The sequence below is a fragment of the Sphaerisporangium rufum genome, from assembly GCF_016863395.1.
In the GTDB taxonomy this organism is placed as follows: domain Bacteria; phylum Actinomycetota; class Actinomycetes; order Streptosporangiales; family Streptosporangiaceae; genus Sphaerisporangium; species Sphaerisporangium rufum.
This window is the reverse complement of sequence record NZ_BOOU01000079.1, coordinates 1-10,459: the sequence shown is the minus strand read 5'-3', so window position 1 is coordinate 10,459 and position 10,459 is coordinate 1. Positions and strand designations below refer to the sequence as shown.

Here is a 10,459-nt window from a genome sequence, read left to right as displayed (position 1 = left end):
GGCCGGGGAGCCGGCCGAGGACAAGCCGGCCGAGTGAGAGCCCGCCGGGGACAGCCCGGCCGGGAACAAGCCGGCCGGAACGAGACGCCGCCCGGCGGCTGAGCCCGCCGGCCCGGTGCCGGCGGTCAGCGGCCGAACATGGCGCCGCCGTTGATGTGCAGGATCTGGCCGGTGACGTAACCGGCCTCCGGCGAGGCGAGATAGCGGACCGCCGCGGCGATCTCCGCCGGGGTGCCCGCCCGGCCGACCAGGGTCTGGTCGACCCTCGACCGGATGAACTCGGGCGTGGCCCGGCCGCCGAAGAACTCGGTGTCCTCGGTGAACCCCGGGGCCACCGCGTTGACCGTCACGCCTTCCGGCCCGAGGCGCTGGGCGAGCTCGAAGGTATAGGCGTGCAGCGCGGCCTTCGCCCCGCCGTACGCCCCCGGTCCGCGGACCGCGGCGACCGATGACAGGTGCACGACGCGCCCGCCCGGCCGGCGCAGCACCGGTAGCAGGCCCTCGGTGAGCAGCACCGCGGTGAGCACGTTCATCGCGAAGTTGCTCCGGTAGGCGTCCGCCACGCCCGCGAGCGTGCCGTCATGGCCGAACGAGGCGTTGCCGCCGGCGTTGGTGACGACCACGTCGACCGGCCCGGCGGCGGAGATCTCTCCGACCGCCGCCTCGGCCTGCGCCGCGTCGGACAGGTCGGCCGGCACCCAGCTCACCAGGTCGGCGTCGAAGGCGGTGTTCAGCCGGGTGGCCGCCTCCTTGAGCACCTCGGCCCGCCGGCCCACGATGACCACCCGGTCGCCGTCCTCGGCGAAGGCCCGTGCCGTCGCCAGCCCGATGCCGGTGCCACCCCCGGACACCACCACCCGTCGTTCCATGACCCCTCCTGGACCTCGTTATCGCGATCTGTTCCACCATTTCGCAAGATGACGAAAGACGCAGCCCGATCGGGCGGGCCGGCACTCCCGTCCGGGGATCTTCGGCGCGAGGCGGGGAAGCGCGGCCCGGTCATGCGGCCCGGTCGTGCGGGCCGGTCGTGCGGGCCGGTCGTGCGCGTCGCCGTTCAGTAGGCGGGGAGGTCGATGGCGTTCGCCGCCCGGTGCAGCGGCGCCATGGCCTTGGCCATCATCCGGTCCGCGCCGGGCAGCCGCCGGACGATCGACAGGGCCTTCATGGTCACCCAGACCTGGGCCGGAGTCCGCAGCACCATCCGCCGGATGTTGGCCGGCCCCAGCCGCTGGTTGATCTCGGCGAACGGGCGCATCCGCCGCTCGTACCCGGCGAACCCGGCCACGTGGTCCCCGCCGGCCGCGGCCAGCTCGCCGGCCAGCACGTAGGCACCGACCAGGGCGAGGCTGGTGCCCTGACCGGAGGCGGCGGACGCGCAGTACGCGGCGTCGCCGACCAGCGCCACCCGGCCGCTCGACCAGCGGTCCATCCGCACCTGGCTGAGCGAGTCGAGGTAGAAGTCCGGGGCGTCCCGGACGCCCTCCACCAGCCGCGGCACCTCCCAGCCCTCGCCGGCGTACGCCGCGGCGAGCGCCGCGTGCCGGCGGTCCCGGTCGCCCGCCGCCGCGGTGGCCGGGCCGCCGGAGTCGTTCGCGAACAGGAACATGGCGGTGGCGCCGGCGGCGCCGGCCGTGCTGTAGGTGAGCGCGGTCCGGCCCGGGGCGACGTAGGTCAGCTCGCAGCGGTCCAGGCCGAGGTGGTTGGGCACGCTGCCGGCCGCGACGCGGTAGCCGAGGTCGTGGACGTGGTGCTCCTCCGGTCCGAAGGCCAGCGCCCGGGTGCCCGAGTGCAGGCCGTCCGCGCCGATGACCAGGTCGAACGCGCGCGTCGCGCCGCTCGCGAAGGTGACGGTCACCTCCTGCCCGGTGTCGTCCAGCCCGGTCACCCGCTCGCCGAAGACGACCTCCACCTCGCCGGGGACCGCGTCGTGCACCAGGCGCAACAGGTCGCCGCGCAGGATCTCGGCGTCCTCGCCGCTGCGCCCGCCGAAGGTGTCACCGGTCATAGCGGCGACCCGGCGGCCGCGCGCGTCGACGACGGCGGCCTCCCGCACGTCGGTGCGGGCGCGCCGGACCTCGGGCAGGATGCCGGTCCGGCGGGCCACCTCGACGGCGGCACCGCGAATGTCGATCTTGTAGCCGCCGGCCCGCGGCGCCGGGGCGTGCTCCACCACGGTCGGGGTGAAGCCGTGCCGGCGCAGCCAGTGCGCGAGCGTCAGGCCGGCGATCCCGGCGCCGGAGATGAGGATGCGCTGGTTCTTCATGGCACCGATAGTACAAATGTATCAGAAGAGCGTTCAATACATTTGTTTGATACGTATGTATGAGACATGCGGTAGGATGCGGCCATGGGTAATCGGGAAGACCTGCTGGCCGGTGCCAAGCGCTGCCTGTACGAGAAGGGGTACGCCCGCACGACCGCCCGCGACATCGCGGCGGCCTCCGGCGTGGCAAGCCTGGCCGCGATCGGCTACCACTTCGGGTCCAAGGAAGCGCTGCTCAATGCCGCACTCCACCAGGCCATGGAGGAGTGGGGAGAGGGCCTCGGCCGCGCGCTGGCCACGGCGACCGGCCCGGCGTCGACGCCGGCCGAGCGCTTCCAGGCGGTGTGGACCGCGGTGATCCGCACCTTCGAGGCGGACCGCCCGCTGTGGGCCATGCAGTTCGAGCTGCTGGCCCACATCCACCAGACGCCCGAGCTCGGCACCGCGTTCACCGAGGCCGCCGGGCAGGCCCGGCACGGCCTGGCCGAGCTGTTCGGCGATCTCGGGGTCACCCTGCCGGCGGAACAGGCCGGCGCCCTCTATCACGCACTACTTGCCGGAGTGGCCGCGCAGTGGCTGGTCGACCCGGACGGCGCGCTCACCGGGCCGCGGCTGACCGAGGCCCTGCGCGCGCTGGGCGCCGCCCTCGGCCCGCCCGCTGATCCGGTCGAGGGTGACCGGGTGGCCGGCTAGGACCGGGCAGCGGCCGGGAGCGGCCCGCCGCCCTGGGGAGTGCGCGTGGGTTTCCCGGTGGAGCGCACCGATGGCGACCCGCCGCAAAGGGAGCCGGCGGGGCCCGTCGTGTCAGCGCGTCGGTGGCGGCGCGCTGCCGGGGGAGTCGGTGGTCGCCCGCCGCCGGAGAGAGTCGGCGGCGGCCCGCCGGTAGCGCGCGCCGGTGGCGACCGGCCGGCAGCGGGGTCGGTGGTGGCCGGCCGTCAGAGCGAGGTCGGCAGCGGCCCGCCGTGGAACGCGATCGCGTCGCCGAACGCCGCGAGGAGGTCGAGTTCGCCGCCGCCGGCCGCGTCGAGGTAGGCCCGGTGCAGGTTGAGCACCAGCCGCTCGGCGTCGGCCCATCCGGCGAACTCGCCCAGCTCGCAGCGCCGCGCCGCCTCCAGCGGGGTCAGCCCGTCCCGGCGCCCCGCCGCGGCGGTGGCCAGCACCAGCCGGTAGTACCGCTCGTGCGCGGCCAGCACGTCCGGAAACTCGGCGGCGGTCGCCAACGGGCCGTGGCCGGGCACCACCCGCGCCGGGTCGAAGGCGGCCAGCCAGTCGAGCGACCGGAGGGCGCCGTCCACCGACCCCATGAAGACCAGCGGGGTGAGGCCGTTGAAGATCAGATCGCCGGTGAACAGCACCCGCTCGGCGGGCAGCCACGCCACCACGTCCCCGGCGGTGTGCGCGGAGTATCCGGGATGGCGCAGCTCCACCCGCCGCTCGCCGGCGAACACCGTGAGCTCCGACCGCAGCGTCACCTCCGGCACCCGGCGGGTCACCGCACCCCAGTCGGGCACCGGATCCCAGACCGGCGGGCAGCCGTCGATGATCGGGTCGGCCAGCAGCCCGGCCCGGGTCGCCTCATGCGCGATGATCACGGTGGACGCGGGCAGCAGGCTGTTGCCATAGGTGTGATCGCCGTGCTGGTGGGTGTTGACCGCGACCCGCACCGGGGCGCCGCCGGTGGCCGCCCCGGCGGCGGCCAGGAACCGCCGGGTACGCCGCTCGCCGGCGCAGGTGTCCACCAGCAGGCAGCCGTCGCCGCCGGTCACGACGCCGGCGTTGTTCAGCCACCAGGTGCCGTCCGGCTGCACCCAGGCGAACACCCCCGGCACCACCTCGTGCAGCGCGGCGTCCCGGCCACCGGCCGGCGCGGACCGGACGTCCGACATGTCGATCACCTGCTCCCTATGGGGCCGTGGGGGTACCGCCTGGCCGGCGGCGTCCGGTGGTGCGGTTCGGTGAGCGGCATCCGGTGGACCGGACGCCGCGGCGCGCGAGGGCCGGAGCCGTCCAGCCGGCGGTGAATCGAGGCCGAGCGCCCCCCTGGTGCGCCGGGGCGGTGGCCGCGGTGGCACCGGCCCGGCCGGCCGGTGCCGGCGGGCGTCCCGGCCGGACGGCCGGTCATCTGGTCCTCGGGCCGGGAAGGCGGGCGGCCCCGGCCACGACGGACTCGGCGAGGGAGACCGGTGCCGCCCCGGTGAGAAAGCGGGTGACGGCGGTGGCGCTCCACGGGCCGGTGAAGTCGTACATCCACGAGCCCCGGGCCGCCGCGGCGGCGGACGCCCGGCGGCGGGCGGCGGCCACCGCGGCCCGGCCCGCCGCGTCGAGCCCGAGCGCCCGCTCCACCTCGTCGACCACCTCGTGCAGCCGGGCCACCGCGCCGAGATGGTCGGTGCCGTCCGGGTCCAGCGCGGTGGCCGCCACGGTGAGCGGCTGCCGCGCGTCCAGCAGACCGCGCAGCGTGCCGGCGTCCACCGGCTCGCGCAGCGCCTGGCCGAGGAAGGCCGGCAGCGCCGCGCCGTCCACCACCGCCGTCCACGGATGCCCGGCCCGGCCGCCGAACCGCGCCGCGCCCGGGACGCCGGGCCGGCCCGCGCCGGCGGCCAGGTCCGGCAGGTACCGGGCCGCGACGTGGAACAGCGCCGCCCGGATCCGGGGCGGCAGCACCGCGCCGGGACGCGCCGCCGCGAAGGCGGCGGTCGCCTGGACGATGGCGGCCACCGACCGCGCCGACTCCTCGGCGTCCGCGCCCGGGCCGCGCACCGCGGACACCGCGGCCCGCAGGAACTCGGCCGCGTGCCCGTCCATCCCCGGCCGGTCGCCGACCAGGATGGCGGCGTACCGGGCGCCGGTCACCGGGTGACCGAGCACGTGCCGGGCCGCGTGCCCGTTCTCGCTCGCCCGGCCCAGCACCGCGCACAGGGCCGCCAGATCGTCGGCGGCACCACCAGGGTCCGTACCCGCCAGGCCCGCGCCACCCGGGACCGCGCCACTCGGGGCCGCGCCGATGGAGGCCGTGCCGGTCGAGGGTATGCCGATCGGGGGCGTGTCGATCGGGCCCGTGCCGATCTGGGGACCGCCGATCTGGGGCGTGCCTGGCAGGGGCGTCGCACCGGGGGACGGGCCGGCCGGGCGACTCGTCGCCGCCGGGCCAGGCGCCCCAGGCCCGAGTCCGGCGCCGGTGGCGGTGCGAGGACCGGTGCCAGTGGCGGTGGCGGTGGCGTCCAGCATGGCGCGGGCCATGTCGGCGAGGAAGTCGGAGTCCCAGGCCTTGCCGTCCGGGCCGTACTCGAACAGCATGCCGACCGACCAGGGATCGGCCGGCCGGATGATGGCCTCCCGGGTCGCCGCCGACAGCAGCGGGCGCCGGTCGGCGCCGGTGCCGGTGCGCATCTGGGTGGCCGCCGCCAGCGAGGCGCCGAGCGCGCGCAGCACGCCCGAGCTCGCCGCGCCGAACGGCGCGACGCCGGCCCGGTCGCGCAGCACCCGGGCGGCCTGCAGCGCCAGCGGGGTCGCCTCGGCCCAGAACGCGGCCAGGTACGCCTGGTCGCCGAGGTGCCGGGTCAGGCCGGCGGGCAGCTCCGCCAGCCGGGCGAGCGCGTGCGCCGGGTCACCGGCGGCCTGCACCTCGGCGAGGCCGGCCACGTCCCGCGCCGCCTCCCCGGCGGCGTGCCCGGTGGCCGTCCAGTCCAGGGTGACGGCCGGTGGTTCCGGGACGCCCGGGCCGGCCGGAGCCGGGCGCCAGCCCTGGTCGGTGGCGAGTTCGTGCGCCCGCCCCGCCCGCGCGTCCATGTCGCGGGCGTCGCGCAGTGCCTCGTCGACCAGCCGGGGGAGCAGCGCGAAGTCCAGCTCGCTGTCCCAGCAGCGCATCTTCTGGCGGATGGCCGGCGCGTGCTCGGCCAGCAGGGCCTGCAACCGCCGCAGGCGGCCGGCCAGCTCTCGTAACGCGGCGGGGTCCACGCCCACCGGGTCGCCCATGTCGTCCCTCCCCGCCGCGCTAGGACGCGAGCCCGCGGTGCTCGGCCGCCTCGACCCGGGCGATCAGGCGGGGCTGCTCGGCCAGCACGGCGTGCAGCAGGGCGGTGAGGCGGGCGCCGCGCGCGGTCCAGTCGGCGGCCCAGACGTCGGCCGGTGACCCGTGCCAGGTGCGGTGGCCCAGCAGCGGTGGCACCGCGGCGACCGCGGCGAGGATCTCGTGCGTGGCCCTGGCGACCGCGGCCATGTCGGCCCGGCAACGGGCGGCGTCAGGCGACGGCATGCGATCTCCTTCCCACGGCCCGGGCCGCGACGGGATCCGGCCGGGAGACACCACCCGCACCGCTCCGCTGACGGCCGCGAACCCGCGGCGAACCGCGCAGGCCGTCAACGCCGCCTGCAAACTTAGGCGACGCGCACGCGGCCTCACCAGGCTTATGCGTTCTGGAAATCGGAATTACCACACCAGCCCCCCGTTTCCCCACCGGCACCAGGCCGTCACGACGTGCCATGACGCCGGTGAACACTTCTGGACCCCATATTTCCGGCCCCTCAACCCCCCGGGGGTCGCGCATCCACGCTTGGCGGCGTCGCCCGGCCGTTCGGCCCGGCGACCGCCGGCCGGCCAGCGGGATCGCCGTCCGGTCGCGGGGTCGGCCGTGCTTGATCGGACGGCGGCGGTGCGCGACCGGCCACGGCTCAGCGCCGGACCACCCCCCGCGGCCGTGCCGTGCGCGGACCCTCGCTCCCCCGTGTCATGGGTTCCGGCATACCCGCCGTCGCCGGCGGCCATGCCGTCCACTACCGGACGCGCGAGCCGTGGCCGGGCATCCCAAGCGGCCGGGCATCCCGGGTGGCCGGGCCGGCTCGCTCGACACGGCTCGGTCGATGCGGCTCAATCGACAGCGCTCGGTCGTGGCCGGTCTCGATGGCCTGCCGACGTCCTCGTACTCACGGTCTCGTGCTCGCCGTGCCGGCGGGCGATCCCGGCGCCCGCGGCTCAGTTGACGATGGCGAGCATCACGTCGGCGGCCGAGGGCCGGTTCTCCGGGCGCTTCTCCAGGCAGCGGTCCACCACCCGGGCCAGCGGCCCCGGCAGCGCCGACAGGTCGGGCCGCTGGGTGAAGATCCGGTTGAACACCGCGGCGATGTTGTCGTCGCCGAACGCCGGCCGGCCGGTCGCGGCGAAGACCATCGTCGCCGCCCAGCTGAACACGTCCGACCCGGGCCCCACCCGCTCGCCGGCCACCTGCTCGGGCGACATGTACGCGGGGGTGCCCATGACGCCGCTGGAGGTGGCGGTGGCCTGGTCCAGCACCCGGGCGATGCCGAAGTCGACCACCCGGGGACCGTCCGCGCCGATCAGCACGTTGCTCGGCTTGAAGTCGCGGTGCACGATGCCGGCCCGGTGGATGGCGGCCAGCGCGCCCGCGGTGCCGAGCGCCAGCCGGACCAGGCCGTCGTGGCCGCGCGGCCCGCGCTCGCGCACCAGCTCCTCCAGCGAGGACCCCTCGACGTACTCGCTGACGATGAACAGCCGGTCGTCGGCCACCCCGGCGTCCACCACCCGGGCGGTGGAGAACGGGGCCACCCGGCGGGCCGCCTCCACCTCGCGCAGGAACCGCTGCCGCGCGCCGCTCTCCGCCGCCAGCCGCGCGTGCAGCACCTTGACCGCGACCCTCGCGCCGTCCGGTGTCTCGCCGAGGTACACCGCGCCCTGCCCGCCCTGGCCGAGGCAGCCGGTCAGCCGGTACGGGCCGATCTGCCGGGGCTCCCCGGGCGGTAGCGGGCCGGGCGCGCGCCCGGGTGAGGTCCCGGCGGGAGGCACGTCACCGGGGGTGCGCGTCTCCAGCCGGGTGGGGGTCGGCGGCACCCGCCCGGCCGGCCCGCCGTGGCGCGCGGCAGCCGGCGGCCGGGCGGAACGGCCGTCCAGGCGACCGGACCCGTCCTGCGGCGAGGGATACCCCGTACGGGACGCCGTGTCGTACGCCTGCGGAGCCGGCGCACCGCCGGGCCGGTCCTGGACCGGCGGTACCGACCCACCCGATACCGGCCCCGTACGGTGCGGGCCGAGGGCCGGACCTGCGGGCGGTCCGGCGGGCGGTCCTGCGTGCGCGGCCATCGCCGCCCGGGCGTCGTACGGGGCGTCGTGCGGGGCGTCGTACGGGCCGGAGTGGCGGCCCGGCCCTCGGGGCGGTGTCCCCGGACCGGCGGGCATGCCGGGCATGCCGGGCATGCCGGGCCGGGCGGATGCGGCGGCGGGCATGGCGGGCCCGCCCGGCGGAGCGGAGCGGCGGACCGGCGCCGCGCCCGGTCCGGGACGGCCGCCGGGCGGCTCCGAACGCCCGGCGTACCTGGGAGGCGTGGCGGGTACCGCGTACCCGGGCCGGCCGGCCGGTCCAGCCGCGGGATGGCCCGGATACCGGCCGGGCGGGGTGGCCGGCGCGGGGTGGCCGGCGGGGTGGGACGGCCGGGGGAACCCGCCGCCCGGCCCGGCGGTGCCGAAGGCGGCCGGGCGGGGGGCGAACACCGCCGACCGGATCGCCAGGGAGTGGATGAGCCCGCCGATCCAGCAGGTGAACAGGCAGAGCACGATCAGGACGGCCGCCCAGTCGGGGTAGTCCGTCGACTCGTAGACCACGACGAGCACCATGGAGAGGACGAAGCCGGCCAGGTAGAGCAGCGCGGCGACGGCAAGGGCCGGGGCGCGGCGGCGCCAGGCGGCGTACCCGATCGTGAACGGGGTGGCGAAGCCACAGGTGAACAGCGGAGCCAGCGCCCAGACGACGCTGGCCGCGGTGGTGGCGGAGGAGGGCCTGCCTGGCTGCATATCTGCGAACAATACGGAGATGGATCGCCTTCCGCATGCTTTCCCCGGCCGCCCGCCGTGCGGCCGGGGCCCCGGCGGGTGCCGGGTACCGGGTCAGGGGATATAGACGGTCAGATCGGCCAAGCCCGGGGTGAGGTGCGGCGGCAGGTTCAGCGCGACGGAGACGTCCTCGGCCGAGATGAACGCGCCGACCTCGGAGCGGGCCTGGACGATCCGCTGGGCCAGTTCGTCGGTCAGGCCGGGCAGCTGGGCGATCACCGGCGCCGGGGCGTGGTTGATGTCGACCAGCCCGCCGTCGTCGTACTGCCGGGGGAGGTCGGGCCGCCCGATGCGCAGCTCCCGGGCCAGGGCCGGATCGCGCTCGGCCAGCTCGCGGGCCTCCTGCCGCAGTTCGCGCCGGTGCTGGGCGAGGGCGATGGCCTGGTCGTTGGGGGAGTCATTGGACTCGAACACCCGGTTGCGGATGATCAGCGAGTGCACGGTGCCGCCGACCCAGCTCGCACTGATCCCGAGCGCGCCGAGCAACTCGTACATGTCTCCGCTGCCGCTCAGGCCCGCGACGAAGGCCACCAGGCCCACCGAGTACCCGACCGTCGCCAGCCACAGCAGCTTGCTGCGCAGCTTGACGGCGGCGTATCCCATGGTGAACGGGGTGGCGCTGCCACAGGTCAGCAGCGGCGCGATCGCCCACAGCACGCTGGTGCCGGAGGACGAGTTCGGCGGCGGCCCGGGCGGCGGGTACGGCGGCCGCGGCGGGTAGGCGCCGGGATGCCCGGGATGCCCGGGCGGGCCGGGGGGCCGGTACGGGCCGGGCGGGTGCGCCGCGGTGTAGGGCGCCAGCCCGGGGCCGGGTGGCGGGAACGGCCCCTGGTTCGCCGCCGGGCCCGGATGCGCGAACGGCGGGCGGGCCGGCCCGGGGCCCGGATGGTGCGGCCGATCGCCGTGGGACGGCCGGCCGTAGGGGCCCGGCCGGCCGTACGCCGGACGTCCCGGGGCCGGACGGGGCTCGGGGCGGGGTGGCGGCGGGGGCGGCGGACCCGGGGAGGGGCGCGGAGGGAAGGTGCCGGCCCGATCGTCACCCGGACGCGCCTCGGGCCGCTGCGCGGGGCCGGGCAACGGCCGGGCCGGCTGGCGCGGCCGCGGGGCGGTCGGGCCGTTCGGGTCTCCTGACTGGTGGGGAGGGCCGTCCGGCGTCCCCGATCCCGGGCCCCCGTGGCCGTTGGTCGGGTGCATAACGCGAAGAATACGGCTTTCCCTGTCCCCGCGCATCGACCACAAGGACGAGGCGCTCCGCCTGAATAGCCACCAGAGAACCTGATGATTAGGGCAAATCAGTCAGCCGGCGGTGGCCCCCGCGTTTCCGGCACCGCACATGTGCGCCATGATGAGGAACC

At 76.8% G+C, this 10,459-nt stretch carries 8 protein-coding genes; 1 reads left to right on the top strand and 7 read right to left on the bottom strand.

Annotated features, from left to right (window positions below; genetic code table 11):
• Window positions 1–125 precede the first annotated feature (125 nt).
• Together Sru01_RS28540 and Sru01_RS28535 are read right to left on the bottom strand one after the other, a co-directional pair.
• Window positions 126–869, bottom strand: coding sequence for an SDR family NAD(P)-dependent oxidoreductase (locus Sru01_RS28540; RefSeq protein ID WP_203991932.1), 744 nt, complete (start codon window positions 867–869; stop codon window positions 126–128).
• Window positions 870–1,054: 185 nt separating this feature from the next.
• Window positions 1,055–2,263 (bottom strand): FAD-dependent monooxygenase, encoded by a 1,209-nt coding sequence (locus Sru01_RS28535; protein WP_203991929.1) that lies wholly within the window; start codon window positions 2,261–2,263, stop codon window positions 1,055–1,057.
• 84 nt (window positions 2,264–2,347) lie between these two features.
• On the opposite strand from Sru01_RS28535, the gene Sru01_RS28530 reads away from it, so the two are divergent.
• Window positions 2,348–2,956: a TetR/AcrR family transcriptional regulator gene (locus Sru01_RS28530; RefSeq protein WP_203991926.1), complete on the top strand. Its 609-nt coding sequence runs from the start codon at window positions 2,348–2,350 to the stop codon at window positions 2,954–2,956.
• A gap of 242 nt (window positions 2,957–3,198) precedes the next feature.
• Here Sru01_RS28530 and Sru01_RS28525 read toward each other — a convergent pair whose 3' ends face one another.
• The 5 genes from Sru01_RS28525 to Sru01_RS28505 form a co-directional block, all read right to left on the bottom strand.
• Complete coding sequence (locus tag Sru01_RS28525) at window positions 3,199–4,149, bottom strand: MBL fold metallo-hydrolase (protein WP_203991923.1); 951 nt, start codon at window positions 4,147–4,149, stop codon at window positions 3,199–3,201.
• Window positions 4,150–4,381: 232 nt separating this feature from the next.
• A complete protein-coding gene (locus Sru01_RS28520) occupies window positions 4,382–6,238 on the bottom strand; it encodes a hypothetical protein (RefSeq protein ID WP_203991920.1) in 1,857 nt (618 codons plus the stop codon).
• A gap of 19 nt (window positions 6,239–6,257) precedes the next feature.
• Window positions 6,258–6,518 (bottom strand): hypothetical protein, encoded by a 261-nt coding sequence (locus Sru01_RS28515; protein WP_203991916.1) that lies wholly within the window; start codon window positions 6,516–6,518, stop codon window positions 6,258–6,260.
• A 717-nt stretch (window positions 6,519–7,235) separates the two neighbouring features.
• Window positions 7,236–9,065 carry a serine/threonine-protein kinase gene (locus tag Sru01_RS28510; RefSeq protein WP_203991913.1) on the bottom strand — a complete coding sequence of 610 codons (1,830 nt, stop codon included), beginning with the start codon at window positions 9,063–9,065 and terminating at the stop codon, window positions 7,236–7,238.
• 93 nt (window positions 9,066–9,158) lie between these two features.
• Window positions 9,159–9,707 (bottom strand): ComEA family DNA-binding protein, encoded by a 549-nt coding sequence (locus Sru01_RS28505; RefSeq protein ID WP_203991911.1) that lies wholly within the window; start codon window positions 9,705–9,707, stop codon window positions 9,159–9,161.
• Window positions 9,708–10,459 lie beyond the last annotated feature (752 nt).

Excerpts from the sequence above, each read along its gene's own strand:
- Sru01_RS28540 (WP_203991932.1), bottom strand. The coding sequence starts at position 869 with ATGGAACGACGGGTGGTGGTGTCCGGGGGTGGCACCGGCATCGGGCTG.
- Sru01_RS28535 (WP_203991929.1), bottom strand. The coding sequence starts at position 2,263 with ATGAAGAACCAGCGCATCCTCATCTCCGGCGCCGGGATCGCCGGCCTG.
- Sru01_RS28530 (WP_203991926.1), top strand. The coding sequence starts at position 2,348 with ATGGGTAATCGGGAAGACCTGCTGGCCGGTGCCAAGCGCTGCCTGTAC.
- Sru01_RS28525 (WP_203991923.1), bottom strand. The coding sequence starts at position 4,149 with ATGTCGGACGTCCGGTCCGCGCCGGCCGGTGGCCGGGACGCCGCGCTG.
- Sru01_RS28520 (WP_203991920.1), bottom strand. The coding sequence starts at position 6,238 with ATGGGCGACCCGGTGGGCGTGGACCCCGCCGCGTTACGAGAGCTGGCC.
- Sru01_RS28515 (WP_203991916.1), bottom strand. The coding sequence starts at position 6,518 with ATGCCGTCGCCTGACGCCGCCCGTTGCCGGGCCGACATGGCCGCGGTC.
- Sru01_RS28510 (WP_203991913.1), bottom strand. The coding sequence starts at position 9,065 with ATGCAGCCAGGCAGGCCCTCCTCCGCCACCACCGCGGCCAGCGTCGTC.
- Sru01_RS28505 (WP_203991911.1), bottom strand. The coding sequence starts at position 9,707 with ATGGGATACGCCGCCGTCAAGCTGCGCAGCAAGCTGCTGTGGCTGGCG.